The sequence below is a fragment of the Sphingomonas sp. OK281 genome (genome assembly GCF_900115295.1).
Classification (GTDB): domain Bacteria; phylum Pseudomonadota; class Alphaproteobacteria; order Sphingomonadales; family Sphingomonadaceae; genus Sphingomonas.
The window spans coordinates 60,991-86,617 of record NZ_FOVZ01000006.1 but is presented as its reverse complement, the minus strand read 5'-3'; the positions used below and the strand labels follow the sequence as shown (position 1 = coordinate 86,617).

Below are 25,627 nucleotides of genomic sequence, written 5' to 3'. Positions count from 1 at the left end.
CTATACGCACGACGTATTGGATAAATCCTGGCAGCACTGCAATAGTCTACACCTTGAGACATAAGTATGTAGAAGTGTGCCTGGTCCTCCAAGATACGTATCGGAGACTATCATGAAGTTTGAAAAGTCGCAGACATCAGTCGACCGCCTGACCGCCGAGCAACGCCGGATAACGCAGGATTCGGGTACCGAGCGGCCGTTTACGGGAGCGTATAACGACAACAAGGAGCCGGGCATCTATGTCGATGTCGTATCGGGAGAGCCGTTGTTCGCGTCGACGGACAAGTTCGATTCCGGGTCCGGCTGGCCCAGCTTCACCAAGCCGATCGTGCCCGCAAACGTGAACGAGGTGCGTGATCATGCGCACGGCATGGTCCGGACCGAGGTCAGGTCGGTGCACGCCGACAGCCATCTCGGCCATGTGTTCCCGGACGGTCCCCCCGACCAGGGTGGTCTGCGCTACTGCATCAACTCGGCGTCGCTTCGCTTCATCCCGCGCGATGAGATGGAGAGCGAAGGATACGGCGAATATCTCGATCAGGCAGAGGAGGTTTGACATGAACCAGCGTGCTGTTCTTGCCGGCGGGTGCTTCTGGGGCATGCAGGATCTGATCCGCAAGCGGCCCGGCATCGTCTCGACCCGCGTCGGCTACACCGGCGGCGATATTCCGAACGCCACCTATCGCAACCACGGCACGCATGCCGAGGGGATCGAGATCGTGTTCGACCCGGCGGCGACGAGCTACCGGGCCATCCTCGAATTCTTCTTCCAGATCCATGACCCGACGACGAAGGACCGCCAGGGCAATGATCGCGGCCTCTCCTATCGGTCGGGCATCTATTATGTCGACGAGGAGCAGAAGCGCGTCGCCGAGGACACCATCGCGGACGTGGATGCCTCCGGGCTCTGGAATGGCAAGGTGGTGACCGAGGTCGTGCCGGTCGGCGCGTTCTGGGAGGCCGAGCCGGACCACCAGGATTATCTGGAGACGCGGCCGAACGGCTACACCTGCCACTTCGTGCGCCCTGGCTGGGTGCTTCCGAAGCGCCTGACAGACGACGATGCGCAGCCCGCGGCCGGGATCGCAGCGGAATAGACCTCACTACCGCTCAGCGCCGGTCTGGTCCGCAATCCTCCATGACCGCAGCACCAGGATCGCAGATTATGATCGACCTCTCGTCCTTCCCGATCACGCAGCGCTGGCCGGCGTCGCATCCCGATCGCATCCAGCTCTACGCCACGGCCACCCCCAACGGCATCAAGGTCTCGATCATGCTGGAGGAAACCGGCGCGGCGTACGAGCCGCATTTCGTGGACATCTCGAACAACGAGTCGAAGGACCCGGCGTTCGTGGCGCTCAATCCGAACGGCCGCATCCCGGCGATCATCGATCCGGCGGGGCCCGACGGTAAGCCCCTGGCGCTCTGGGAATCCGGGGCGATCCTTCTCTACCTCGCCGAAAAGACGGGCCAGTTCATGCCCGTCGACCCTGCCCGACGGTACGAGACGCTTGCCTGGGTCTTTTTCCAGATGTCGGCGATCGGCCCGATGTTCGGTCAGCTTGGCTTCTTCCTACGATTTGGCGGTAAGGATTTCGAGGACAAGCGGCCTCGACAGCGCTTCGTCGACGAGACCAAGCGCCTCCTCGGGGTCCTGGATCGCCAGTTGGAAGGCCGCGACTGGATCGTCGACGACTATTCGATCGCGGACATCGCGACCATCGGCTGGGTGAATGCGCTTGGGGCGTTCTACGCTGCCGGCGATATTCTTGGTCTCGACGACTATGCGAACGTCCAGGCGTGGCTCGCACGCGCGCTGGCGCGACCCGCGGTGCAGCGCGGACTGCACATCCCCGCGAAGCCGGCATGAGCGTAATCGCCGCCTATTATTACCACGAAGGCAAGCGGGTCCGGGCGATAGCGCTCGATGAAAGCATCGAACTGGGCGAGGATCGCACGGGCTTCTGCTGGATCGCGCTTGGCGAGCCCACCGACGACGAACTCGACGCGATCCAGGCGACGTACAACCTCCATCCGCTGGCGATCGACAACGCGATGCACCCGCTGTGCCCGCCCAAGCTCGAAGTCTATAATGATGAACTCTACATCGTCGCGCAGACCGCGGCGCTGGTGGGCGACCGGATCATCTACGGCAAGATGGCGATCTTCACCGGTCACAATCATCTCATCACCGTACGGCACGGCACCGCGGGCGCGCTGGGCAACCTTCGCGCGCAACTCGAGGGATCGACCACCTTGTCCCGAAAGGGTGTCGACTACGTCCTGCACGCCATCCTGCACCGCATCGTCGACCAGTATCTGCCGATCTTCGAGATGATCGAGGACGATGTCCTGGCGATGGAGAGACGGTCGCTCGACGACTTCCTCGAGCGAGAGGACGTCGTCCGCATCTTCGAACTGAGATCCGAACTCACGCGGTTCCAGCGCACGCTCGGCGCCATGGGGGAGTTGGTGGGAAAGCTCGTCCGCGGCCATTTCCCCTGCATCAGCGCAGACGTGACCCCCTATTTCAGCGACGTCGCGGATCATCTCCACCGTGTCCAGTCGATGGTCGACGGCCTCCTCCACGTCCTGTCCACGGTCTTCGAGGCGAGCAGCCTTCTGGAGGCGCAACGGATGGGCGTGATCACCCGCCAGCTCGCGGCGTGGGCGGCGATACTGGCGGTCCCGACGGCGATCGCCGGAATTTACGGCATGAACTTCAAGAACATGCCGGAGCTGGACGCGACTTACGGATACTTCATCGTGCTCGGCGTCATCGCAGTGTTCTGCGTGTTGCTGTTCGTGCGCTTCAAGAAGGCCAAGTGGTTATGACGACCCAACTGACCGACGTCCTCGAAGCGGTGCAGGCGTTCGTCGCCAAGGGCTACGACCACGAGTACCGCGTCAAGGACAGCACTCTCGTCGATCTCGAACTCGGATCGACCATCGAGGCGTGCACCATTCGCGTCGACGCGGCATTGCGGCTCGAAAGCGGCGATGATGCCTCCAATATCTATGCGATCACGGACCCGGCGACCGGGCACCGCGGCCTGTTGATCGACGCGTTCGACGTGTTCCACGAAATCTGTCCCCGCGACCTGTCCGAGCGGCTCGTCGCGGATCGGGAAACCGTGGCGGCAAGCGACCGCGATGCGCCGACCAAGCACGGACTGCGCAAGGTCTTCAAGGACGAGTTCCACCGCGATCCCGAACGCTACGTTCTGCGCGAGGGCTTTCCCGACTTCCCGTCATGCCCGTTCGGCGGCGGTTTCAGCATCCTCGGTTTCGACACCGCCGAGCAGGACTATGTCTGGCTCGTCACGAGCATCATCCGAGATCCCCGGCTGATCCGCGTTCCCTATCAGGGCGAGGACGTCATCAGCGACGAATAGCGACGTCGCCGAGCACTTGTCCGCCGAAGTATCGAAACACCGTAACGCAAGGACGTGATCATGGACTGGAACAAGGCGCACATCCGAGAGACGATGCTCTCGCTGGAAACCGCAGCCCTGCAGAGCGCTCGGGGAAACTACCTCGACTATGTCTTCACCGCCAAGGTCGATCAAAGCGAACCGGTTGAGAACGACGAACTGGCGCAGGCCGAGATCGCCAGCGACCTCGCCGAAGCGCTCGATGACACGCTGCACGATTACGCCGACAAGATCGACAAGCTCAGGATGATCGATTTCGGCCCCAAGTCGACCGTCGAGGAAGGTGCCGTCGTCAAGCTGTCCGGCCGCTACTTCGCGATCGCGGTGTCGACTAGCCGGTTCACCTGTCAGGGTCGGGAAGTGATGGGCATTTCGACGATGGCGCCGATCTTCGAGGCGATCGAAGGCGCGCGAGCAGGCGAGACCGTGCAGTTCAACGGCCGCGACCTCGTCGTGGAAGACGTGGAATAGGGTCCGGCTACGGGCCATCTCGCCAGTGCCGAACGCCGTTCATCTCATAAAAGGCGAGCTCATGACGACACCGTCGTTCTTTATCACTCCCGGCTACGGGACGCGCCTGCATGACGCGCTGCATTACTCCCAGGCGATGCGCATCGGCGACCGCGTGGAGATTTCCGGACAGGGCGGCTGGAACGACGATCTCGTCATTTCGGAGTCGATAGAGGAAGAGATCGCGCAGGCGTTCGAGAACGTCGAGCGGACGCTGGCGACAGCCGGGGCAAGCTGGCGGCATGTCGTCCACGTCAACTCCTATCACGTCGGCGGCTTCCCTCCGGTGATCAACGAGACGATGGCCAGGCTATTCCGCCAATAATACATGCCGGACCACGCTCCAATATGGACGCAATTGGGGATCGAGGCGCTGGGACTTCCCACCATGCGCATCGAAATTCGCGTGACAGCGATCATAGCGTGATCCGCCTTTGATCTGTGGCTCGACGCTGATCTCAAGAAATTTCACAATTTTAATCGAAGCACACAGTCTACGGGAGCACTTCATGTTCGAAGCCGAAGCACGCATCGCCACAATCGATGGCAGCCGCTATTTGACCGAGATCGCCAAGGCGTGGGTGCACACCTATCCGGTTCGCTACGATGCGCTGACCGCGGAGATCGAGCTTCCCGGCGGCCAGCTCGTCATGACAGCCGATGGTGATAGCTTGTCGCTCCGGCTTGTCGGCACGGATCATGAACGCTTCGATGCCGCAAAGGAGTCCGTGGCCCAGCACGTAGACCGCGTGGCTGAACACGATACCGGGGTGCGTTGCGTCTGGCATGAGATTTCCTGATCGCAGGCCACACGGTCGAACCGGCCAGGTATCGTGTCTCGGCGACATTATTCGGCGCGCGGTGCTAGTCGGAAGCGGTGCAGGATTGAGGAAAAGGCTCCTCTCTGGATCGGCAGCGTGGGGACGCCGCCTACAAATCCCATGGCTAACATTACGCGATGGCTAGCAGTCAGAATCAGCCCTCGCTGCATAAGCTATACCTCACCCAGTTCCACTATGAGCGTGTCCGCATCGAGATGGAAATCCGAGAAGACGATCCGGCCGCCTGCATCGATAACCGTGAACCAAGGTGTTCCTCGGGTGCGGTAGTCTTCCATGAAGGTCGGAAGCGTCTGGCCGATCGGTGGCTCATCGTGACCGAAAGCGAGGGGCAGGTCATATTTGCGCTGGTTCACGCGCAACGTCTCGAACGTGTTCTCGTCCGCGCCTTCGAAGACGGTCTGGATCACCGCAAACCCCACGCCCTTGGGGCGCAATGCGCGGTGCAATTTTTGTAGCGTCGGAAACCCGTGCAGATGGCAACCGGGGCACCAATGCTGAAAGGCGAACAGAATCTTCGGGCCGGTCCCGACATCCGACAGCGTAAGGGGCGCGATCGGTTCTCCATCGTCGCCGATCCATTTTTGCACCCGCAGCTCGGGGGCCTGGCGTTGGTCGATGCTCATATGATCCTCCAATTCGACGCAGGCACCGATGCCGGGTCGTAGACGGATGCCTTCTGGTCGGCGGCGCCGTTGTTGCATCGGTGGGTCACTGCCGCCCCGCGACGATGCAGGCGCGGTAGCGGGCACCGGCAAAACGATAGGCGCCGATGGCTTGGTGACGGGCTCTGATACCAAGGACGGGCGCGCACTCACGCCGCCTTCGCCGCGCGGCCCCGCCAACGTTTCGATCTCACCACACGTCGTCAGGCCGGTAGCTCGAACCCGATCTTCTCGAGTGCCTCGACGCAGGCGTCCTGATCCTGCTGATAGGTGCCGCCGGAGATGCCGATCCCGCCGATCAACTTGCCGTCCTCCAGGATCGGATAGCCGCCGCCGACCGCCACCATCCGCGGACGATAGGCCAGCGGCGCCACTTTCGGATCGTTGGTCACATAGTCGTTCCAGACATGCGTCGGGAACCCGAACGAGGCGGAACTCCAGGCCTTGTCGATGGCAACGTCGACGGTGAGAAACGGCGCGTCGTCGGTGCGCTCGAACGCACGCAGGTATCCGGTGGCGTCGACGACGGCGACGGCAGCCGGGATGCCGATCAAGCGTGCCGCGGCGATCGCCGCGGCGATGAGGGCGACCGCAGTCTCGCGATTGATCGACGCGGTGGCGATGGATTTGGCCATGGGTTTTTCCGATTCTGAGGTTGGGAACGATATTGGCAGCGATTGCCGTCAGAAGCCTTCGAGCGCGATCTTGCCTCTCGTCGCACCGCTTTCGATCAGCGCATGCGCCGTCTTCAAATTGGCGGCATCGATCGGCGACAGCGTCCGGGTCAGCGTCGTGCGGATTTTGCCGTCGTCGACCAGCGCAGCCAGCGCATCGAGGATCTCGCCCTGCTCATGCATGTCGGGCGTGCCGTAGATCGACCGTGTGAACATCAGCTCGTGGTGGATCGAGACCGACTTGCGCTTGAACAGCATGATATCGAGGGCCGTGGGATCGTCGATCAGCGCGAACCGTCCTTGCGGGGCGATCAGTTCGGCAATGTCGGCGACATGCTGCTCGGTATGCGTGATCGAAAAGACGAAGGCGGGCGCGCCGATGCCGAGCGCGGCGACCTGTGCCGCGAGCGGCCGGGAATGGTCGATGACGTGGTGGGCGCCGAGCCCCCTCACCCATTCCTCGGTTTCCGGGCGAGAGGCAGTGGCGATGACGATCAGGTCCGTGCACTGTCGCGCGATCTGGATGGCGATCGACCCGACCCCGCCCGCGCCACCGACGATGAGGATCGCCGGCGCTGCACCAGCCACGGGCCGTGCCACGTCCAGGTGATCGAACATCGCCTCCCAGGCGACCAACCCGGTCAGCGGCAGCGCCGCCGCTTCCGCGCAGTCGAGCGACGTAGGCTTGCGACCGACGATCCGGGCGTCGACGAGATGAAACTCCGCATTGGTGCCGGACTTCAGGAGCGAGCCGGCATAATAGACCTCGTCGCTCGTCACGAACTGCGTCACGTCGGGTCCGACCTCGCGCACGATCCCAGCAGCATCCCATCCCAGCACTTTCCAATCGCCATCGGCGGGCGGCGTCGTGCTGCGGATCTTGTAGTCGACCGGGTTGACCGAGACGGCCTTCACCTCGACCAGGATATCATGTCCGGCAGCGACAGGCCGAAGCAGCGTGATGTCGACCAGCGCGTCATCCTCGGCGATGGGTCCCGGAACCTTGTAACCAACGGCTTTCATCAGGTTTCTCCGACTTGCCGTATCCAAAGGTGTTGGCCGATCAAATCGACACTTTTCTGGAATTACACTTGCGGTTCGGCGGTTTCGTCCGCCGTACTATGAATGCCTGATTGGCGTAACTCCAATAGCGGCTGAACATAGTTTCCATACCTTACACCTCGGGTTGCACTTACCGAGTTATGAGGCATACAAGTCGAAATATCGAAGATACTACCTACTCGATTCCACCGCATTTTCCATGATTTGGAAAACACCGAAATATTTGCGCGGTTATTGCAAAATCAGACTGGCTTGACGCTATAATCCATCTGCAACCATGGCGCGTCGGAGTGCACCGGTCCGCTAGACGGTTGTGCGCGCAAGGATCTTGAACGAGGTTCTGAGGTGAAGCCGGTTCCGGTCTGTCGTAACAAGCAAGGAGGTTCGTAATGGTCACCAGGGGATTTACCGGCCGCGGCTCAAGCGGCGACCAGTCGAGCCGAATCCCACCCGGACAGCATCTCGTGGAGGATTTCCCCGTCCTGTCTGCCGGCCCCACGCCGCACGTGGAGCCCTCCGATTGGAAATTCACGGTCAAGATCGGTCCAAAGCCCGTCAAAGTCTGGAATTGGAGCGAATTCAACGCGCTGCCGAAGACGAAGGTGACCCGGGACATTCACTGCGTCACCTCCTGGTCCAAGCTGGATACCGCCTGGGAGGGCGTACTCGTCGAAGACATCCTCGCCGATGCCGGGCTCGATCGGCCCACGGATTTCGTGTTGGCGCACTGCTACGATAAGTATTCGACCAACGTGCCGCTGGCGGACCTTCTATCGGGCAAAGCGATGGTCGCCCTCACCTATGCGGGCAAGCCGCTTTCACGCGATCACGGAGGGCCGGCGCGCCTTCTGGTCCCGCATCTCTACTTCTGGAAGTCCGCCAAATGGGTGAACGCGCTGCAATTCACGACGCGCGACGAGCCGGGATTCTGGGAAGGACACGGCTACCATATCTACGGCGATCCGTGGCGCGAGCAGCGATACACCAATGACTGAGGGCAGCGCGCAAACCGTGTCGTGGCAGTCGTGCGTCATCGAGGACATCGTCCAGCAGACACCGAGCATCAAGAGCTTCTTCCTGCGATTGAGCAAACCGTTCGCGCACATCGCGGGTCAGCACGTCGATGTCCGGCTGACCGCGCCCGATGGCTACAGCGCGATGCGGAGCTACTCGATCGCCTCGGCGGCGACCTCGTCCCCGACCATCGAGCTCGCGATCGAGCGCCTGCCGGATGGCGAGGTGTCGTCATACTTTCACGAAGTCGCGGCGATCGGCGACGAAATCGAGCTTCGTGGTCCGCTCGGCGGCCACTTCCTGTGGCCCGACCCTGCCGTGGACGCGGTGCTCTTGATCGGGGCAGGCTCCGGCCTCGTGCCGTTGATGGCGATGATCCGGCATCGCCGAACGCTGTCCCCGGCGGTGCCGACGGCGCTGCTTCTGTCCGCACGGACCGCGGCGGACGTGCTCTTTTCAGAAGAGCTTCATTCCACCGAGATCAGCGATCCGGCATTCGTCCTCGCGTTGGCGATCACGCGCGAAGAACCGATCCGCCCAGCGGACTTCGGGCGACGGATCGATGGCGCGATGGTCCAGGACATCGTGGCGCGGCTTCACCGAAAACCGAGCCAAGTCTTCGTTTGCGGGTCCAACGGCTTCGTCAACATCGCGACCGAAGGCGCGCTGCTGGCCGGCCTGCCCCCCTCCATCATCAAGACCGAGCGCTACGGTGGCTAGAGGCGCAGTGACCAAGGACATCAGACCAATGACGAAGACCAGTGCCGCCGCCAATCCGACACCGTCCGATCTCGACGAATGCGCGACGATGACCGTCGCCGATGCCCTGAAAGTCATACTGGCTGACAGCTATGCGATCTACCTGAAGACGAAGAGCTTCCACTGGCACGTCTCCGGACCCTATTTCAGGGACTATCACCTGCTGCTCGATGAACAGGCCGCACAGATCCTCGCTGGCACCGACGCGATTGCCGAGCGCGCCCGAAAGACCGGCAACACGACGATCCGGTCGATCGGCGACATCGCACGCCACCAAACCATCAAGGACAACGATGCCGAGTTCGTGACGCCGCAGGCCATGCTGAGCGAACTCCGTGCCGACAACCTTCATTTGGTCGAGTCGCTTCGCCGTGCCAAGGACGTTGCGGACGACGCCAGGGATAATGCGACGTCCGGCCTGATCGATGCCTGGACCGACGAGGCGGAACGCCGTGCATGGTTCCTCTTCGAAGTCGGCCGGTAAGCCCGCGCGCCCGATCTTCGAAGGCAGCGAAGATGCGGTAGCAGCGCGTGCGTGGTGCCGAGATCGACCTCAGCGGCGAGATCCTGCCGGGCTGGCGGATGATCGCCAACGCCGGCTATCTCGATGCGAATTGACCAGCGACAGCGTCATCGCGGTCGGTGACCGCCTGCGCGGGGTACCCGAGTTCAGCGCAAGCCTGTGGGCCACCTACCGGGCGCCCGACCCGCTATCAGGAATCATGCTGAGTGCGGGTACGACCCGGGTCGGCAAGCGGAGGGCGACCTTGCCAATACCTATAGCATCGCGGGCTATACGCGCGTCGACCTGCCGACAGACATTCCGGCGTGAGACGTTGGCGGTCGGCACGCGCACCGGGGTTAGGTGGCGCCCGAGCGGCCGTGAAGCCGGCAGGCAACTACCGCGCTTGATATCGATCGCTCTTCAATCGCTATTGATAGGCAATCGCAAAGACGCTAGCCGCAGCGCAGTTCAATAGAAAAGGGTTCCGATGCTCTCCTTCATGCTCGCTGCCGCAGCGGCAGGCAGCGTTGTGCCTGCCGCTCAGGGCCGACCGACGCTCCCCAGAGAACGCTCGCTCGACGAGGAGATCGTGGTCACGGGGGCGGTGCCCAGCTACGGCGTCGACACGGTTCAGGTCGGCGCGTTCCGCAATCGCAGCGTGCTCGATACCCCCGCGACGGTCAACGTCGTGGACCGCGCCCTTTTGAACGATCAGGGCGCGCTGGGCCTGGACGATGCGTTGCGCAACACGCCTGGCGTGACGCAGCAGACGACCAGCCCGTTCAACAGCAACACCTTTCTGGCGCGGGGCATCGCGATCGATGCGCAAACCAATTACCGGCTGAACGGCGGCCTGCCGATCGTCAACTTTGCGCCGATGCCCTTGGAAGACAAGGAGCGGGTCGAACTGCTCAAAGGGGCGTCCGCTCTGTACTACGGCATCGCGACGCCGTCTGGCGTCGCCAATCTCGTGACCAAGCGCGCCGGGGCACGCGACGTGACCGCCGTCTACGGGATCGGCGATAGCGAGGGCGGCTTTGGCGGCGGCGTGGACGTCGGCCGGCGCTTCGGCAGCGCACGCCAGCTCGGTCTGCGGGTCAACGCCTTCTCGGCCCGTACGCGATCGACCACCGATGGCGTCGGCGGCGACCGGCAGGTGTTGAGCGGCGCGGTCGACTGGACCGCAAGCGATCGCCTCACGCTTCATGCCGACGCCGAATACTACCGTCGCAAAGGCGAGGAGCCGGGTGGCATCACGCTTCCCGCTGCGGTGGGCGGCGTCATAACCCTGCCTGCGGTTCCCTCGCCGCGGCAACGCTATGCACCCGATGGCGCGCCTTTCACGACGCAAGGCCTGAACGTGGTTGCCCGTGCCGACTACCGAATCTCATCCGGCTGGTCCGCGCGTGTCGAGGGCGGCATCGCGAACGCGTACCGGGATCGCATGATCGCGACGCTCGGCACGATCAACCTCGCGACCGGCGCCGGGCGTCTCACGCTGACGGACACGCCGGGTCAGTTCTGGCAGAACCGCTACGTCCGGGGCGAACTGGCGGGGACGTTCGCGACCGGGCCGGTCGATCACGACCTCCTGGTCGGCGTGGCAACGACGCGGCAGTACCGGGGCGACCAGCAGCAGGTGAGATATGCAGCCGTCGCGCAGAACCTCTACGATCCGGTGTCGGTCGATCTGTCGAGCCTGGTGGTCGCCTCGCGCGCCGTGAACCGCGGCAACACGGTGAACGACACCGGCGCCTATGTCATGGATGTCATGTCACTTGGCAAGAGCATCGACATCGTCGGTGGCGTCCGCGGAGTCAGCTACCGGACGCGGGCCAGCGGCGCCGACTATACGACTCACGCCGTCACGCCCACGGCCGCGCTGATCCTGCATCCGACCGCAGCGACCAGCCTGTACGCCTCGTACATTCAGGGTCTCGAAAGCGCCGGCGTTGCGCCGGACGGGACAGCCAATGTCGGCGAGACGCTGGGACCGGCGCGCAGCCGCCAATGGGAAATCGGTGCGCGCGCCACGATCCTGGGCGCCACGGCCTCGCTGTCGTGGTTCGATATCGACCGTGCGCTTGCCTATACCGATGCGGCCCACGTCTATGTCGCCAACGGACGCGCTAAGCACCGGGGTATCGAAGGATCGGTTCTCGGCGCGATCGGCCATGGCTTCGATGTCTCGCTTACCGGGCAGTATCTCGACGCGATCCAGCAGCGGACCGGCTCGACCTCGCTCGACGGCAAACGCGTGCTCAACGCGCCTCGCTGGTCAGGTTCGGCGTTCGCCCAGTACCGCCCCCCCGCATGGGATCGCCTCGCGATCAATGCCGGAGCCTATTACACCGGCACCCGCTTCGCCGACGCCGCCAACTTGGCCCGCCTGCCCGGTTTCGTGACCTACAGTGCAGGTGCCAGTTATCGTGTCCCGCTCGAGGACGGCAGGACGCTGACCCTCCGCGTGAACGGGGACAATCTGACGGACAAGCGATATTGGGCGACAGGTGGCACGACCCTCTACGTCGGTGCGGCGCGCACGGTCAGGGTATCGGCGTCTTTCGATCTTTAAAGTGGCCACGCCCTGTCGCGACACGCGGCACATACAGCGGGACCGACCTTCCCGCTTGTCCATCGCGCGTACCTCGCAGGACTGACGTGATCGCACTGTTGCCGCATTGACTGGGTTTGCAAGGACGCCTACCCGATTTGAGAATAGTTCGCATTAGCGATGCGAGCCAATATCGGGGTGGTGATTTATGCGCATATTGGGGGGCCGTGGCTCGCTCTTTCGTGAACTGGCGTTCGTCGCCAGGGCAAGCCTGCTGATCGGTGGCAGTGTTTCCGTCCATGCTCAGGTGGCACAGAAGCCGCCGGAGAACGACGAGACGGAGGCAGCGGCCAACGCCGATATCGTCGTGACGGGATCGTATACGACCAACGACCAGTTATCGTCTGCGACCGGTCTGGGGCTGACGATCCAGGAAACGCCGCAATCGGTCACCGTGATGACTGCGCAACGGCTCGAGGACCAGGCGATCCGCACGTTGAGCGACGTGATCAACAACGCCGCCGGCGTGTCGGCCAAGGCGTTCGACAGTACCCGCAATGGCTTTTCCGCGCGCGGCTTCGCGATCGACAATTACCAGATCGATGGCGTCCCACTGCAGTGGGATGCGGGTTACAGCGCGGGCGAGTCGGAGATCGACGTCGGCCTTTACGAACGGGTCGAGATCGTGCGTGGCGCAACCGGCCTGCTATCGGGCGCGGGCAACCCCTCGGCATCGGTGAACCTCGTGCGAAAACACGCCGACAGCCGCACGTTCACCGCTACCCTGACCGCAGCGGGAAGTCGCTGGAACAACTATTTCGGCATGCTCGACGTGACCGCCCCGGTAGCGGGCAACGGCGATGTGCGGGTGCGTGGTGTCGCGAAATACGAGGAAGGCGATTCCTTCATCGATTTCCTCCACAATAAGAAGCTCGTTCTCTATGGTGTTCTCGACGCCGATCTGACCCGCAACACTGCGCTGAGTATCGGCGCCAGCTATCAGGACAACGCGCCGCGAGGAACGCTCTGGGGTGGCTTGCCGGTGTGGAACAGCGATGGCACCCGCACCGACTGGTCGCGCTCGAAGACCATCGGCGCCGACTGGACGCGGTGGTCGTCGACCAATCAGACGTATTTCGCCAATCTGACCCAGACCATCGGAAGCGACTGGGCGCTGAAGCTCTACGGCAGCTATTCGCGCAACCAGAGCGACATGCGGTTGCTGTATCTTTACGGGCAGGTAGACAAGGCGACGGGTCTTGGCATGAACCCCTCGCCGGCCAATTATCGAGGCGATCTCAAGCAAATCGACCTGGGCGCACGCCTGAATGGCAAGTTCAAGTTGCTCGGGCGCGAGCACGAGGTGATCCTGGGGACAAGTTTCGCGCGCCAGACGCTCGATTTCTACGGCTTCCCGCCCGACTATGGCAATCTCGATCCGATCGGCAACTTCTACACATGGGACGGGTCCTATGCGGAACCGGCATGGGGTGCACGTTCACACGACGTCGATTGGCGCACGAAGCAATGGGGCTATTTCGGCGCGACCCGGTTGTCGGTCAGCGACCGGTTCAAGGTCATCCTGGGAGGACGACTCAGTTCCTGGGAACGCATCGGCGTATCCTATGGGACCAACGCGGATTTCGGCGATCGTAACCGGTTCCTGCCCTATGCCGGTGCGCTGTACGATGTCGTTCCAGGGCAGACCCTCTACGCCAGCTATTCGAAGATATTCCAGCCGCAGAGCAGCCAGGATCGCAACGGTGGCTTCCTGGCGCCGGTGTACGGCGTGAACTACGAGGCGGGGCTCAAGAGCCGCTTCTTTGGCGGTGCGCTCAATACCGCGCTGTCGGTGTTCCGCATCGAACAGGACAATCTCGCGCAGGTCGATACCGGCTACCTCGTCCCCGGAACGATCAATCAGGCCTATTACGCCGCCAACGGTGCGCGCAGTACCGGCTTCGAGATCGAGGCCAATGGCGAGATCCTGCCCGGCTGGGCGGTGAGTGGCAACTATACCCAGTTCAGTGCGAAGGACGCGGACGACAAGCGTATCAACACGCTGTTCGCGCAGAAACTTCTCCGGGTGTTCTCCACATATCGGTTCGCGGGAGCGCTGGAAGGGCTCGCCGTCGGCGGTGGCGTGAATTGGGAGGGGTTGAGCTATACCGACACGACGAACCCGGTCACGGGTGAGCCCGAACGTCTCGAAGTCAGGCCGTACGCGCTCGTTAATCTGATGGCGCGATACCAACTGGCAAATGGCCTGTCGCTTCAAGCGAATGTCGAGAACGCCTTCAATAAGAAATATTATTCCCAGATCGGCTTCTACGATCAACTCGCCTTCGGTGAGCCGCGGAACGTTACATTGACGCTGCGCTATCATTACTAGGCGAGCGTGTCGCACCGGGGGGAGACACGGCGGCCATTCGAAGTCGACGAACGGCGTTCTCGGCCAGACGACAGTCGTCGGTAGTCGGGACGCGCGTCTCCGCGCCATGATAGGCGGGGCGGCGGGGCCGAACATCTGGCAGTCGTGGGCGGGGCGCTCAGCGTTATGGCCGTGCGATGGCGCCTCGGGGGGCGCCTAGAATATCGTCCGCGACATCCGCCTTTATCCGGCAGCCCACCTTTCCGTCATGAGGATCGGTCAAGCCGGTGGAACGCGTCGCGACCGTGAAGCCTATTGCCGGGACCTCGGATCGTCGCGCGCTGTCGTCCGTTCTCTGTCCGCAGGAACAGGAGACCGCAAATGCCAAGTTTCACCGCAAAGTTCGATACGCGCCGCGAGGCCGAGATGACCGTCGAACGCCTCGTCCAGGAGCACGGGATCGAGCGGACCGACATCTTCATCACGACCGAAGACAGCCGCAACAGCGCCGGTGTCGACGAAGCCGGATCCGATACCAAGGGCGCGGAGCCTACGCCCGGTTCGCGTGAAGATGCCGAGTTGGAGGGACGGATCGTCGTGTCGGTCGATATCCAGGACGCCGACCGCGCCGCCGATGTGAAGGCCGCATTCGCGGAATTCGATGCAGACGAGGTCGCCAAGGCCTGAGATAGACGGCGATCCGAGTGACCGCACGAGAGCGGAATTACCCCGGATCCACGTCGCCGTTCGAACCCGCGAACCATGCAGCGTAGGGCGTGGTTCGCGCCATGTGGCGGTTGAGGTCTGGTGCACCATCGGTCCACCAGACCGGCCCCCGCTCGCCCAATGCGTGCTTCGCCGCATCGACCGCGGCATGAGCGACGTCTTCCGCCCCCGTGTCCTTCGCCCTGCGCGCAGCGGCTACGTCACGTCTCGCCGCCATCAGCGCCTTGACCAGGCGGTCCCGTTCGCCTTCCGGAAGGTCGGGGTTCGCCGTTCGCCATAATCGTCCGCGGACCACGATATAGCGCCCGTCCGGCGTGGTCAGGACACCCGGCTTCGCCACCTCGCCCGACCTCGCCACCTAGAACGGCGCGTCGATCGTGAACACGACGCCCGTCGGACGATACTCGATCGTAACCCCACCGCGCATATGCTGGCCCAGGACGCGCTCGATCATGCGCGAGCCAAAGCCGGTCCGGGTCGGCGGCGCGACGACCGGCCCGCCCCGTTCCTCCCACCTGAACGCGAGCCGCCGGCCGCCGTCGCCGATGCCCACGCTCCAGTCGATCGAGACATGACCGCCATCGACGCTTAGCGCGCCGTATTTGCTCGCGTTCGTCGCGAGCTCGTGCAGCGCCATCGACAAGGCGAGCGTCACGCGTGGTTCGAGCCGCACGTCCGGGCCGGCGACCGAAAACAGCCGCCCACGGCCATCGTCGAACGGCGCCATCACGCCTGCAAGGATGTCGGCGATCGTCGCCCCTTCCACTTCGTCGCGCAGCAGGAGATCGTGCGCGACGGCGAGCGAGCCGATCCGCGCGCCGATGACGTCGCGAGCCTCGGTCAGCGACGCGGCATCGCGCAGCGTCTGGTTGACGATCGCGCTGACCGTGGCGAGCGTGTTCTTCACGCGGTGCGTGAGTTCGCCCGCGAGAAGCGCGCGATGTTCCTCGGTTTGCTTGCGCTCGCTGATGTCGGTCGAGAAGCCGGTCATCGACAATGGCGTCCCGTCTGCGCGCATCAGTAACTCGCCACGGATCGCGATCCAGCGAACGTCGCCCGCCGGCGTGACGATGCGGTATTCGATATCGTAATCGGAGCCGGTCTCGATCGTTTCCGCGATCGCCGCCAGCACGCGCGATCGGTCTTCGGGGTGCAGGACATCGACGAATTCCGCATATCCGAACACCGCGTCCGGATCATATCCGAAGACCATTTTGCAGCCAGCCGACGCATCGAGATGCTGGCTGACCGGGTCGAACGTCCACGCGCCCAGCCGCCCCGCCTTCAACGCGAAGTGCAGCCTGGCGCTGCTATCGGCCAGCTTTGCCGCGGCCTCTACGGCCGATGCCTCGAGCTCGCGCTGTTCGGCTGCCAGCAGGACCAGCGTCTCGCGCTCGAGCGTCACGTCGTGTTGCGACGCTACGAAATAGCGCACGCGCCGGTGGTGATCGAACACCGGCGACACGAGCAGACGGTTCCAGAACGGCGTGCCGTCCTTGCGATAGTTCAGCAAGTCCGTTTCGAGCCGCATCGGTACGGCGACCGCGTCGCGAATGCGCCCGACATCGTCGGCCTCGGTCTGCGGCCCCTGCAGGAAGCGGCAATTCCGCCCGACCACCTCGTGGCGATCATAGCCCGTCAAACGCTCGAACGCGGCATTCACATGGATGATCGGATTGTCCGCCAGCGTCGGATCGCTGATCGCCATCGCCAGAATGGCATCGTGGAACCCGGCCACGAACGGATCCGACGTATCGAGCGAGCGATCGAACGCAGCGATCGCCGCGACACGCTCGGCATCCTCGTTTCGCGACCGCGTAAAGTTCTCACTCTGTTCCAAGTCGACGATATTGGTACGCAGATTCTCGGCCGATGACAACCAACCGTCTGGAGCCGGGGCGGGATCGGATGGCCGGCGCGCCCAACTTGCCCATGTTGGCTGCGACTGGCCGAACGACATCCCGCGTAAACTACCTGATTAGATAGTCCTTTTCGATCACGCGGCAGCGTGGCGATCGTCGTAGAGGCAGGCCAAACGAGAGGATCGAGAGCGACGATGATGGACGAACGCAACGCCGGCATGCCGGACGATACCGGGACCGACACGGCCTATTTTCAGCAGCGCGCCGAATGGCACGAACATCGTGCGATGGTCGCGAAAGACAGCAGTTCGCGACTGCTGCACCGAAAGTTCGCAGGGCTGTACCACGCGCGCTCGCGGTCGTGAGGGCGCGATTCGAGGGCGTACGGATGTGTAACGCCTGATCTTTCTCAGGCTCGATCCGGCGGGTTGAACGTTGACGCACGATGAGAATGACGACGCTGCGAGCACGCCTCGCGATCTGCACGCTGCCTTTATCGATGATGCCCTCGGGGGCGATGGCTCAGGTTTCCACGCCGGAGCGGTCGATCGGAGATAGTACGACATCGACAACGCAGACTTCGAATGCCGAGACGCGCTCGATCGCGATCGAAAGGAACGCGGTTACCGACCCGGTTGCCCGCAGCCTGTACGCCAAGGTGGGTTGGCACGGCCTCTGGTCCGCCGCGAATGCCTCGGCCTTCGTCGCGGCGTTGGCCGATCGAACCCGGCATGGGCTCGACCGGGTCGCGTTCCTGCCGGACTCCCCTGATGGCGCGCCCGCGGAGGAAAAGGACGTCGCCCTGACCAAGGCTGCGCTCGACTATGCATCGGCGCTGGCACGGGGACGTGTCGATCCGACGTCGCTGCACGAGGTCTATACGCTGCCACGACCGAAACTGGACGTTGCCGCGGGGCTGACGCGTGCCTTGGCCAGGAACGATGTCGGCGCATGGCTGGCTGGCCTGGCACCGCAGGACGCGGAATATGCCGCGCTCTCCGAGGCGTACGTCGCGTTCAGCGCGAAGGCGGCGACCGCGGCACCCGTCCTGGCGATCCCGGCAGGGTTGATCCGGGTCGGCAATCGCGACACGCGGGTGCCGGCTATCGTCGAGCAGTTGGTCGAAAGCGGATATCTGCTGACGCCGGAGACTGCGACGCCCATCGCGCCGGCAAGCCCTGCGGTGCCCGTCGCCATGTCGTATACACAGGCGATGGCCGATGCGCTGAAGGGGCTGCAGACCGACTACGGCATCGCTGCCGACGGCGTGGTCGGGCCCGAGACGCTGAAGGTGCTGAACCTTGGCGCAGGCGATCGCGCCCGCGCGCTTGCGGTAGGGCTGGAACGGCGGCGCTGGCTGTCGCGGACGACGCCTGCGACCCGGATCGACGTCAATACGGCGGCGGCGCAACTCCGTTATTACCGGGACGGGACGATGGTCGATCAGCGCAAGGTCATCGTCGGCGAGCCCGGTCGCGAGACTCCCGCACTTGCGTCGCCAATCTATCGTCTTGTCGCGAACCCGACCTGGACCGTGCCGAAATCGATCCAGAACGGCGAGATGGCCAATGTCGGCGAGGATTATCTGCAGGCGCATGACATGGTCCTGCGCGATGGCTGGATCGTCCAGCAACCGGGGCCGAGCAATGCGCTGGGAATGGTCAAGTTCGACATGGCGAACGACCAGGCGATCTACCTCCACGACACGTCCGCGCCCGGCCTGTTCGAGCGTAGCCAGCGCCATCTGAGCCACGGGTGCGTGCGGGTCGAGGATGCGCTCGGCTTCGCGCAACTGCTCGCCGAGGACGAGGGCGTCGCGGAGGCATGGCAGACGGCACAGGCATCGGGCGAAACGACGTTCGTGCCCTTGCCGCGGCGTATCCCGGTCAGGCTGCTGTATCACAACGTCTATGTCGACGACGGCGGGCGGCTCGCGTTCCGGACGGACCCTTATGGCTGGAACGATCCGATCGCCGAGCAGCTTGGCTTTGCCAAGGCGTCGGCGAACCGGGCCGAAGCGAAGGCGATCGACATCGGCCCCTGAGCCGCTGAGCTATCGATGTGCATCGGACGATCAGCGGTCGGATTGCGTCTCCGCTGGCTCGGCCACACGCAACATGGCAAGCGCGGCGAGCACCAGCACAATCGCGGCGAACGCCATCGTCCAGATCGGTTCGGTCGGAAAGAACGCTTTGAGCACCGATCCCATCAGCGTCGCGACGAGCAGTTGCGGGAGCACGATGAAGACGTTGAACAGGCCCATGTAGATGCCGAGCTTGGCCTGCGGCAGGCTGGAGGCGAGGATCGCGTAAGGCATGGCCAAGATCGACGCCCAGGCGATGCCGATACCGACCTCGCTGACGATTAACAGCGTCGGATCGCGCACGACGAGGAAGCTTGCAAACCCCGCGCTGCCGCACAGCAGGCATGCTATGTGCATCTTCACGCGGCCGATCCGCTTGGCCAGCCGGGGCAGGACCAGCAGCGCGACGACCGCCGCGATCGCGTTATACGCCGCGAACAGCACACCCACCCAGTCGCTGCCGGCGTTATAGGCGGCACTCGTCGCGTCGCTCGAGCCGTACATATACTGGGCGACGACCGGCGTGGTGAAGATCCACATGATGAACAGGGCGGACCAGCTGAAGAACTGGACGAGCGCGAGGCGCTTCATGACGCCGGGCATCGCGGCAAAATCGCCGACGATCTGGCTCAGCGCGTTGTCGACGTTTCCACCGCGGGCAAGGCGAATGGCCGCGAGCCTGGCGCCGCCGTACGCGACGAGCAGGCCGCCGAGCAGGTACACTTCCTTTTGCAACGCCAGTTGCGAGACCGCGACGATCACCGCGATGCCTGCGACGATCCAGACGATGCCGGTCGCGAAGCTATGGCTGGCAAGCGCGCGAACGGGTGCGGCCAGCGCTTCGCCAGCGTCGTCCCCGGCGAACGACGCCATCTCCTGCGGGCTGTATTCGCGGGTGTTGCCGACCGTCCAGAGCACCGCGAGCAGCAACGCTGCGCCGCCGAACCAGAAGCTGTATCGGACCGTGTCGGGCACGCCCGCGAGCGCATCGCCCGACACGCCGAGATGCGCGAGCACGAACGGAAAGATCGACCCGACCACCGCGCCCGTGCCGATGAACGCGGTCTGGAGCGCATAGCCCGCGGTGTGCTGGTCTTTCCGCAGCATGTCGCCGACGAACGCGCGGAACGGCTCCATCGACACGTTTACAGACGCATCGAGCACCCAGAGCGTCAGCGCGGCGAGCCAGAGCATCTTCGCCTCGGGCATCACGAACAGCGCGAGCGCGGCGAGCACCGCGCCTGCGAAGAAATAGGGGCGGCGACGGCCGAAACGAGTCCAGGTGCGATCGCTGTAATGACCGATGATCGGCTGGACGAGCAACCCGGTCAGCGGCGCCGCGATCCACAGATAGGACAGGTCGTCGAGCGATCCGCCGAGCGTCTGGAAGATCCGGCTCATGTTGGCGTTCTGCAGCGCGAAGCCGATCTGGATGCCGAAAAAGCCGAAGCTGATGTTCCACAGGCCGGCAAAGCCCTGGACTGGTTTCTCGGTCAAACACAGCTCTCCTGATCGGCCGCCGCTTGTGTGCACGACGATCCCACGGGGATGGCTTGACCCCATGCGATCGGCAAAACAACCATGCATACGAATACCTTGCCCCGCCATGCAGCCGCACTGCATGAAGGCCGACATGACCGACACGCGGAAAACCACGCTTCATCTCCAAGGCGAAGAGCAGCAACCGTTGATTGCGATCGACGATTTCTGGCCCGATCCGGACGCCCTGCGCGAGGATGCGGCGAGCCTGCGGATGGCACCGATCGGGCCGCATTATCCCGGCGTCCGTGCCGAGGTGCCGCCTCGACTGGCCGAAACGATGCGTCGCCGGATCGCGCCGTTGTTGGCCGAGCATTTCGGTCTCGATCCGGCGCCGGCGGTGTCCGAAGCCTATTACTCGCTCGTCACCACGGCGCCTGCCGATCTCGCACCGATCCAGCGGCTGCCGCATTTCGACGGCGTCGAGCCGGGGCGGATCGCGGTGCTGCTGTTCCTGGGCCACGGCGAACAGGGCGGCACTGCGTTCTACCGACAACGCACTACCGGCTTCGAAAGCGTCGATGAGTCGCGGCTCGGCCGGTTCAGGGCCGAACTTCAATCCAGCGTGCAGACGCACGGCATGCCCGAAGCGTCCTACATCGCGGGCGATACCCCATTGTACGAGCGCATCGGCGTGCAGCCAGCGCGCTTCAATCGTGCACTCATCTACGCGGGCAACACGCTGCACTGCGCCTACCTCCCGCCTGAGGTGGTGCTGAGTTCGGACCCGCTGGCCGGGCGGCTGACGCTAAACCTGTTCCTGTTCGACGACTGAGCGGCCGCCCGTACACGCGATCCGCCCCCACCAGGGGGAGGATCGTGTTGCGCTACGCCCCGCTGCTCGCGCGGATCACCAGGCGGGTCGGCAAGGGCGCGTCGTCGGAGACTTCGCCGCGCAGTTTCGCCAGCAGCGTCCGCACCAGCGCCTCCCCTGCCCGGCGCGCATCCTGCGTGACGGTCGTCAGCGGCGGGTTGGTGAGTTGCGCGGAGGCGATGTCGTCGAAGCCGACGATCGCGACGTCGTCGGGGATCGCCCGCCCTGCCGCCGCGAGTGCGCGCATCGCGCCGATCGCGATACTGTCGCTCGCCGCGAAGATCGCGTCATACTCCGCGCCGCGCCGCGCGAGTTCGGCGACTGCGTCCTGCCCGGCATCTTCGGTGGTGATCGAATCGACCTGCAAGGCGTCGTCCACCGTCAGTCCGGCCGCCGCCAGCGCGTCCCGGTAGCCCAGATAGCGGTCCTCGAGTTCGGGGTAGCGCCCATCCGCTGCGCCAAGGAACGCGATCCGCCGCCGGCCGCGCGCGATCAGGTGGGCGGTCGCCGCCTCGCCGCCGCCGCGGTTGTCCGAGCCGACCGTGATCCCCGCTGGCCCCGTGCCGACCGCGCCCCAGCGCACCACCTTGGTCCCCTGTTCGGTAAGGTGATCGAGGCGTGCGCGATAAGCTTCGTAATCGCCGTAGCCGAGCAGGATGATACCGTCGGCCTTGCGGCTGTCCTGGTAATCGACGTGCCAGTCGCCCGACAATTGCTGGAACGAGATCAGCAGGTCGTAGCCGGCGCGCGCGCAGGCATGCGTGATCGACCCCAGCATCGACAGGAAGAACGGGTTGATCGTCGACTCGTCTTCGGCCGGCTCCTCGAAAAACAACAGCGCCAGCGTGTTCGCCGACTGGCTGCGCAGCGACGAGGCGTGCTTGTCTACGGCGTAGTGCAGGCTTTGCGCGATCGCCTCGATACGCTGGCGGGTCTGCGCGTTGACCGACTTCGATCCGCGCAGCGCACGCGACACCGTCGGCTGCGACACGCCGGCCAATTGCGCGATGTCGAACGATGTCGGGCGGCGGCCCGTCACCGGCACCTTGTCCGACAAGAGTGGTCGAGAAGAGACACGGTCTGCATGAAACAGTGAATACGTATGCCCGTCTCTTTTGCAACGACCTCCCCCGAAATATAGCGGCGTTGCGACACCCGACGCGTCAGCACGACGTCGGGGATACCAGAAGAAGCAATTGAGGATGCGCGGGATTAGTCTCGCCTGAAGGGGATTTCATGAGCCAGTCTACTCCGTGCCGCCTGCGCGTCACGCCCGGCATTTCCGCGCACGGCCGCCTCGCGCTGCAAGTCAGCGCAACCGCGCTTGCCGCCGCTTTGATGCTGCCCGGTCAGGTTGCGTTCGCGCAGGCGACGCCCGGCACGCCCAACGCGAATTCAACCGCCCCGGCGCAAGTCGATGCGGTCCCGACCGTCGCGGCCCCGACGCCGCAGCCTGCCGATGCCGTGCCGCCCGCACCGCAGGACGAGGCGTCGGGCGGTGACGATATCGTCGTCACGGGTATCCGCGCCGGTCTCGAATCCTCCGCCAAGATCAAGCGCCAGTCGGTCCTGATCGTCGACTCGATCTCGGCCGAAGACGTCGGCAAGCTGCCCGACGTATCGATCGCGGATTCACTTGCCCGCCTGCCCGGCGTGACCGCGCAGCGTCTCGAAGGCCGCGACCAGCGCCTCTCGATACGCGGCCTCGGCCCAGATTTCTCGACCACGCTGCTCAATGGTCGCGAACAGGTGACGACCGGCGACAACCGCGGCGTCGAGTTCGACCAGTATCCGTCGGAATTCTTCAAGACCGTCAACGTCTACAAGTCGGCGGACGCATCGCTGATCGCCGCAGGCGTCGCCGGTACGGTCGACCTGCGCATGCTCCGTCCGCTCGATCAGGCGCACCGGATCATCGCGATCAGCGCGCGCGCGCAGATGAACGGCATCGACAAGCTCAATCCCGACGGCACGCGCTACGGCTATCGCGCATCGGCGACCTATGTCGACAAGTTCGCCAACGATACGCTCGGCATCGCGATCGGCGTGTCGGCGACGCAGACGCCGTCGCAGGACGAGCGCTACAACGCGTGGGGCTATAGCGGCGCCGGCACCGCGGCCAGCCCGTTCCTGCTCAACGGCGCGAAGCCGTATGTCCAGTCGAACGAGCTGAAGCGGTACGGCGGCGTCGCGACGATCGAGTGGCAGCCGTCCGACAGCTTCCATTCGACGTTCGACGCGCTGTATTCGCACTTCGAGGAAACGCAGATCCTGCGCGGCATCGAATTCCCGCTGGCTGGTCAGTTGACCACGCCGACATCGCCTGGCGGAACGACCGCTACCGGCGTGACAATTGCCGACGGCTTCGCGACCAGCGCGACGTTCGGCAACGTCTTCGCAGTGCAGCGCAACGACTATAACCAGCGCAAGGCGGACAATTTCTCGCTCGGCTGGAACAACGACCTCAAGCTGACCGAGTCGATTCACCTGAACGTCGATGCGAGCTGGAGCCGCGCGAAGCGCACCGACTTCCTGCTCGAGACCAACACCGGCACCGGGTTCGCCAAGAGCGGCGCAGCGGACACCGTCACCGTCAAGCAGAACGGCAACGGCACCTACACCTTCTCGCCGACGCTCGATTACACCAACACCAACATCTTCAAGCTGACCGACCCGCAGGGCTGGGGCAACAACGGCACGCAGCAGGTCGTCCAGTCGGGCTTCCTCAACCGGCCGAGCTTCAAGGACGATCTGAAGTCGCTCCGCGCCAGCCTCAACGGCGAGTTCTCGGACAGCGTCGTCAAGGGCTGGGAAGCCGGCGGCAACTACAGCCAGCGCAAGAAGACCAGCGCCTACACCTCCTATTTCCTGTGCCCGACCGGCGGCGGCACCAACTGCACCGTGGCGAGCGGTTCGCCGCTGAGCGGCAACGTGCCGAGCGACGCGCTGCTCGGCTCGAACGTCGCGCTCGATTATCTCGGCATCCCGCAGATGCTGACGCTCGATCCGCTGTATCTCTACAATAATTCGCTCAACGCGGCGTTCGATGGCCGTCCGTCCGCGCTGGTGCGCGACAATGTCGTGCTCGAGAAGGTCTGGACCGGCTATGCCAAGGTTACGATCGACGGCCTAGTCGGCGACAAGCCGCTCAAGGGCTCGATTGGTGCACAGGTGGTGCATTCGGATCAGAGCTCGACCGGCCAGATCGCCAGCGTCGTCGGCGGCGCGGTGACGATCGCACCGGTGACGCAGTCGCTGAAATACACCAACTTCCTGCCCTCGGCAACGATGTCGGTCGAACTGATCCCGCTGGGCTTCGTCAAGGTCGGCGCCTCGCAGACGATGGTTCGTCCGCGCCTCGACCAGGAGCGCGTGACGCAGGACGTCGCGATCAACCTGACCAACATCGGCCAGACGCCCGCCGGCCTGTTCCCGGTGTTCACGTCGACCGGCGGCAACGTCAATCTGAAGCCGTACCAGTCGACCAACATCGATCTGTCGTTCGAGAAGTATTTCAGCGGTGGTGGCTATGTCGCGCTGTCAGGGTATTTCAAGCACCTGACCGACTTCGTCGATCCGAACAATTCGCTGCCGTACGACTTCTCGGCGTTGCTGCCCGCACTGACCGCGGCGCAGCAGGCGCAGGTGATCGCGGCGGGCCAGACGATCGGCAACGTCTCGTCGCCTGCCAATACAGGTCGCGGCGAAGTGCTCGGCGTCGAGGGTACGGTGTCGCTGCCGTTCAAGGCGATCACGTCGGCGCTCGACGGCTTCGGCATCTTCGCAAGCGGCAACTACACGCAGTCGACGATCAAGTACGGCAGCAACCCGACCGAGGCGATCACGCTGCCCGGCCTGTCCAAATTTACCGGCAGCGGGACGGTCTATTTCGAAAAATCGGGGTTCCAGATCCGCGCGAACTATCGCTACCGCTCCAGCTTCCTCGCCGAAGTCGCCGGTCTGTCGGCCAACCCGACCTATCGGACCGCCAAGGCGGAGGCGATCCTGGATGCGCAGATCGGGTATGAGTTCCAGAGCGGTCCGCTCGCGAACTTCGCGATCCTGGCGCAGGCCAAGAACCTGACCGACCGGCCGTTCGTGACCTACCAGAACGACGATCCGCGCCAGGTGATCGACTACCAGCGCTATGGCCGCGATTACTATGTCGGCATCACCTATAAGTTCTGATGTCGATGGCGGGGCGGTTGACGCCGCC

Annotated in this window: 25 protein-coding genes; 18 read left to right on the top strand and 7 right to left on the bottom strand. The window is 64.0% G+C overall.

Annotated elements, in window-relative coordinates; genetic code table 11:
• The first annotated feature begins 112 nt into the window (after positions 1–112).
• From msrB to BM244_RS18800, 8 genes are all read left to right on the top strand, one after another.
• Positions 113–556: a peptide-methionine (R)-S-oxide reductase MsrB gene (msrB, locus tag BM244_RS18835; protein WP_093400461.1), complete on the top strand. Its 444-nt coding sequence runs from the start codon at positions 113–115 to the stop codon at positions 554–556.
• Between the two features lies 1 nt (position 557).
• Positions 558–1,097, top strand: a complete 540-nt coding sequence (gene msrA, locus BM244_RS18830) for a peptide-methionine (S)-S-oxide reductase MsrA (protein ID WP_093400460.1) — start codon at positions 558–560, stop codon at positions 1,095–1,097.
• A gap of 68 nt (positions 1,098–1,165) precedes the next feature.
• Complete coding sequence (locus tag BM244_RS18825) at positions 1,166–1,870, top strand: glutathione S-transferase N-terminal domain-containing protein (RefSeq protein WP_093400459.1); 705 nt, start codon at positions 1,166–1,168, stop codon at positions 1,868–1,870.
• Positions 1,867–2,835, top strand: coding sequence for a magnesium and cobalt transport protein CorA (locus tag BM244_RS18820; RefSeq protein WP_093400458.1), 969 nt, complete (start codon positions 1,867–1,869; stop codon positions 2,833–2,835). The genes BM244_RS18825 and BM244_RS18820 overlap by 4 nt, the downstream gene beginning before the upstream one ends.
• Positions 2,832–3,395, top strand: coding sequence for a hypothetical protein (locus tag BM244_RS18815; RefSeq protein WP_093400457.1), 564 nt, complete (start codon positions 2,832–2,834; stop codon positions 3,393–3,395). The genes BM244_RS18820 and BM244_RS18815 overlap by 4 nt, the downstream gene beginning before the upstream one ends.
• 60 nt (positions 3,396–3,455) lie before the next feature.
• Positions 3,456–3,905: a hypothetical protein gene (locus BM244_RS18810; protein ID WP_093400456.1), complete on the top strand. Its 450-nt coding sequence runs from the start codon at positions 3,456–3,458 to the stop codon at positions 3,903–3,905.
• Positions 3,906–3,966: 61 nt separating this feature from the next.
• On the top strand, positions 3,967–4,269 hold the full coding sequence (locus BM244_RS18805; RefSeq protein ID WP_254784587.1) for a Rid family hydrolase: 303 nt from the start codon (positions 3,967–3,969) through the stop codon (positions 4,267–4,269).
• A gap of 184 nt (positions 4,270–4,453) precedes the next feature.
• Complete coding sequence (locus tag BM244_RS18800) at positions 4,454–4,744, top strand: DUF2218 domain-containing protein (RefSeq protein ID WP_093400455.1); 291 nt, start codon at positions 4,454–4,456, stop codon at positions 4,742–4,744.
• Between the two features lie 194 nt (positions 4,745–4,938).
• On the opposite strand, the gene BM244_RS18795 is transcribed toward BM244_RS18800, so the two are convergent.
• The 3 genes from BM244_RS18795 to BM244_RS18785 all read right to left on the bottom strand — a co-directional run bounded on the left by BM244_RS18795 (position 4,939) and on the right by BM244_RS18785 (position 7,145).
• The gene (locus tag BM244_RS18795) at positions 4,939–5,409 is read right to left on the bottom strand and encodes a peroxiredoxin family protein (RefSeq protein ID WP_093400454.1); all 471 of its coding nucleotides are present in this window, start codon (positions 5,407–5,409) and stop codon (positions 4,939–4,941) included.
• Between the two features lie 242 nt (positions 5,410–5,651).
• Positions 5,652–6,083 carry a GlcG/HbpS family heme-binding protein gene (locus BM244_RS18790; protein WP_093400453.1) on the bottom strand — a complete coding sequence of 144 codons (432 nt, stop codon included), beginning with the start codon at positions 6,081–6,083 and terminating at the stop codon, positions 5,652–5,654.
• A gap of 48 nt (positions 6,084–6,131) precedes the next feature.
• Positions 6,132–7,145, bottom strand: coding sequence for a zinc-binding alcohol dehydrogenase family protein (locus BM244_RS18785; protein WP_093400452.1), 1,014 nt, complete (start codon positions 7,143–7,145; stop codon positions 6,132–6,134).
• 428 nt (positions 7,146–7,573) lie between these two features.
• On the opposite strand from BM244_RS18785, the gene BM244_RS18780 reads away from it, so the two are divergent.
• The 6 genes from BM244_RS18780 to BM244_RS18755 all read left to right on the top strand — a co-directional run bounded on the left by BM244_RS18780 (position 7,574) and on the right by BM244_RS18755 (position 15,074).
• Positions 7,574–8,179, top strand: a complete 606-nt coding sequence (locus BM244_RS18780; RefSeq protein ID WP_093400451.1) for a sulfite oxidase-like oxidoreductase — start codon at positions 7,574–7,576, stop codon at positions 8,177–8,179.
• Positions 8,172–8,918 (top strand): ferredoxin reductase, encoded by a 747-nt coding sequence (locus BM244_RS18775; protein WP_093400450.1) that lies wholly within the window; start codon positions 8,172–8,174, stop codon positions 8,916–8,918. The genes BM244_RS18780 and BM244_RS18775 overlap by 8 nt, the downstream gene beginning before the upstream one ends.
• A 28-nt stretch (positions 8,919–8,946) precedes the next feature.
• Positions 8,947–9,441, top strand: a complete 495-nt coding sequence (locus tag BM244_RS18770) for a Dps family protein (protein ID WP_093400449.1) — start codon at positions 8,947–8,949, stop codon at positions 9,439–9,441.
• 520 nt (positions 9,442–9,961) lie between these two features.
• On the top strand, positions 9,962–12,037 hold the full coding sequence (locus BM244_RS18765; RefSeq protein ID WP_254784582.1) for a TonB-dependent siderophore receptor: 2,076 nt from the start codon (positions 9,962–9,964) through the stop codon (positions 12,035–12,037).
• Between the two features lie 187 nt (positions 12,038–12,224).
• Positions 12,225–14,408 carry a TonB-dependent siderophore receptor gene (locus BM244_RS18760; RefSeq protein ID WP_093400447.1) on the top strand — a complete coding sequence of 728 codons (2,184 nt, stop codon included), beginning with the start codon at positions 12,225–12,227 and terminating at the stop codon, positions 14,406–14,408.
• 360 nt (positions 14,409–14,768) lie between these two features.
• Complete coding sequence (locus tag BM244_RS18755) at positions 14,769–15,074, top strand: hypothetical protein (protein ID WP_093400446.1); 306 nt, start codon at positions 14,769–14,771, stop codon at positions 15,072–15,074.
• A gap of 37 nt (positions 15,075–15,111) precedes the next feature.
• Here the strand turns inward: BM244_RS18755 and BM244_RS18750 are convergent, their stop codons facing one another.
• Positions 15,112–15,453, bottom strand: a complete 342-nt coding sequence (locus BM244_RS18750) for a hypothetical protein (RefSeq protein ID WP_093400598.1) — start codon at positions 15,451–15,453, stop codon at positions 15,112–15,114.
• An 18-nt stretch (positions 15,454–15,471) separates the two neighbouring features.
• On the bottom strand, positions 15,472–16,953 hold the full coding sequence (locus BM244_RS18745; RefSeq protein WP_254784580.1) for a PAS domain S-box protein: 1,482 nt from the start codon (positions 16,951–16,953) through the stop codon (positions 15,472–15,474).
• A 219-nt stretch (positions 16,954–17,172) separates the two neighbouring features.
• On the opposite strand from BM244_RS18745, the gene BM244_RS23235 reads away from it, so the two are divergent.
• Together BM244_RS23235 and BM244_RS18740 are read left to right on the top strand one after the other, a co-directional pair.
• Positions 17,173–17,340, top strand: a complete 168-nt coding sequence (locus BM244_RS23235; RefSeq protein WP_175518301.1) for a hypothetical protein — start codon at positions 17,173–17,175, stop codon at positions 17,338–17,340.
• 86 nt (positions 17,341–17,426) lie between these two features.
• A complete protein-coding gene (locus BM244_RS18740) occupies positions 17,427–19,019 on the top strand; it encodes a L,D-transpeptidase family protein (RefSeq protein ID WP_254784579.1) in 1,593 nt (530 codons plus the stop codon).
• A gap of 30 nt (positions 19,020–19,049) precedes the next feature.
• Here BM244_RS18740 and BM244_RS18735 read toward each other — a convergent pair whose 3' ends face one another.
• Positions 19,050–20,561 (bottom strand): MFS transporter, encoded by a 1,512-nt coding sequence (locus BM244_RS18735; RefSeq protein WP_254784620.1) that lies wholly within the window; start codon positions 20,559–20,561, stop codon positions 19,050–19,052.
• A gap of 118 nt (positions 20,562–20,679) precedes the next feature.
• On the opposite strand from BM244_RS18735, the gene BM244_RS18730 reads away from it, so the two are divergent.
• Positions 20,680–21,372 (top strand): DUF6445 family protein, encoded by a 693-nt coding sequence (locus tag BM244_RS18730; protein WP_254784578.1) that lies wholly within the window; start codon positions 20,680–20,682, stop codon positions 21,370–21,372.
• Between the two features lie 52 nt (positions 21,373–21,424).
• Here the strand turns inward: BM244_RS18730 and BM244_RS18725 are convergent, their stop codons facing one another.
• A complete protein-coding gene (locus BM244_RS18725) occupies positions 21,425–22,450 on the bottom strand; it encodes a LacI family DNA-binding transcriptional regulator (protein ID WP_093400594.1) in 1,026 nt (341 codons plus the stop codon).
• Positions 22,451–22,647: 197 nt separating this feature from the next.
• Here BM244_RS18725 and BM244_RS18720 point away from each other — a divergent pair, with 197 nt between their 5' ends.
• Complete coding sequence (locus tag BM244_RS18720) at positions 22,648–25,599, top strand: TonB-dependent receptor (protein ID WP_254784577.1); 2,952 nt, start codon at positions 22,648–22,650, stop codon at positions 25,597–25,599.
• The last annotated feature ends 28 nt before the right edge of the window (positions 25,600–25,627 follow it).

Excerpts from the sequence above, each read along its gene's own strand:
- msrB (WP_093400461.1), top strand. The coding sequence starts at position 113 with ATGAAGTTTGAAAAGTCGCAGACATCAGTCGACCGCCTGACCGCCGAG.
- msrA (WP_093400460.1), top strand. The coding sequence starts at position 558 with ATGAACCAGCGTGCTGTTCTTGCCGGCGGGTGCTTCTGGGGCATGCAG.
- BM244_RS18825 (WP_093400459.1), top strand. The coding sequence starts at position 1,166 with ATGATCGACCTCTCGTCCTTCCCGATCACGCAGCGCTGGCCGGCGTCG.
- BM244_RS18820 (WP_093400458.1), top strand. The coding sequence starts at position 1,867 with ATGAGCGTAATCGCCGCCTATTATTACCACGAAGGCAAGCGGGTCCGG.
- BM244_RS18815 (WP_093400457.1), top strand. The coding sequence starts at position 2,832 with ATGACGACCCAACTGACCGACGTCCTCGAAGCGGTGCAGGCGTTCGTC.
- BM244_RS18810 (WP_093400456.1), top strand. The coding sequence starts at position 3,456 with ATGGACTGGAACAAGGCGCACATCCGAGAGACGATGCTCTCGCTGGAA.
- BM244_RS18805 (WP_254784587.1), top strand. The coding sequence starts at position 3,967 with ATGACGACACCGTCGTTCTTTATCACTCCCGGCTACGGGACGCGCCTG.
- BM244_RS18800 (WP_093400455.1), top strand. The coding sequence starts at position 4,454 with ATGTTCGAAGCCGAAGCACGCATCGCCACAATCGATGGCAGCCGCTAT.
- BM244_RS18795 (WP_093400454.1), bottom strand. The coding sequence starts at position 5,409 with ATGAGCATCGACCAACGCCAGGCCCCCGAGCTGCGGGTGCAAAAATGG.
- BM244_RS18790 (WP_093400453.1), bottom strand. The coding sequence starts at position 6,083 with ATGGCCAAATCCATCGCCACCGCGTCGATCAATCGCGAGACTGCGGTC.
- BM244_RS18785 (WP_093400452.1), bottom strand. The coding sequence starts at position 7,145 with ATGAAAGCCGTTGGTTACAAGGTTCCGGGACCCATCGCCGAGGATGAC.
- BM244_RS18780 (WP_093400451.1), top strand. The coding sequence starts at position 7,574 with ATGGTCACCAGGGGATTTACCGGCCGCGGCTCAAGCGGCGACCAGTCG.
- BM244_RS18775 (WP_093400450.1), top strand. The coding sequence starts at position 8,172 with ATGACTGAGGGCAGCGCGCAAACCGTGTCGTGGCAGTCGTGCGTCATC.
- BM244_RS18770 (WP_093400449.1), top strand. The coding sequence starts at position 8,947 with ATGACGAAGACCAGTGCCGCCGCCAATCCGACACCGTCCGATCTCGAC.
- BM244_RS18765 (WP_254784582.1), top strand. The coding sequence starts at position 9,962 with ATGCTCGCTGCCGCAGCGGCAGGCAGCGTTGTGCCTGCCGCTCAGGGC.
- BM244_RS18760 (WP_093400447.1), top strand. The coding sequence starts at position 12,225 with ATGCGCATATTGGGGGGCCGTGGCTCGCTCTTTCGTGAACTGGCGTTC.
- BM244_RS18755 (WP_093400446.1), top strand. The coding sequence starts at position 14,769 with ATGCCAAGTTTCACCGCAAAGTTCGATACGCGCCGCGAGGCCGAGATG.
- BM244_RS23235 (WP_175518301.1), top strand. The coding sequence starts at position 17,173 with ATGGACGAACGCAACGCCGGCATGCCGGACGATACCGGGACCGACACG.
- BM244_RS18740 (WP_254784579.1), top strand. The coding sequence starts at position 17,427 with ATGACGACGCTGCGAGCACGCCTCGCGATCTGCACGCTGCCTTTATCG.
- BM244_RS18730 (WP_254784578.1), top strand. The coding sequence starts at position 20,680 with ATGAAGGCCGACATGACCGACACGCGGAAAACCACGCTTCATCTCCAA.
- BM244_RS18720 (WP_254784577.1), top strand. The coding sequence starts at position 22,648 with ATGAGCCAGTCTACTCCGTGCCGCCTGCGCGTCACGCCCGGCATTTCC.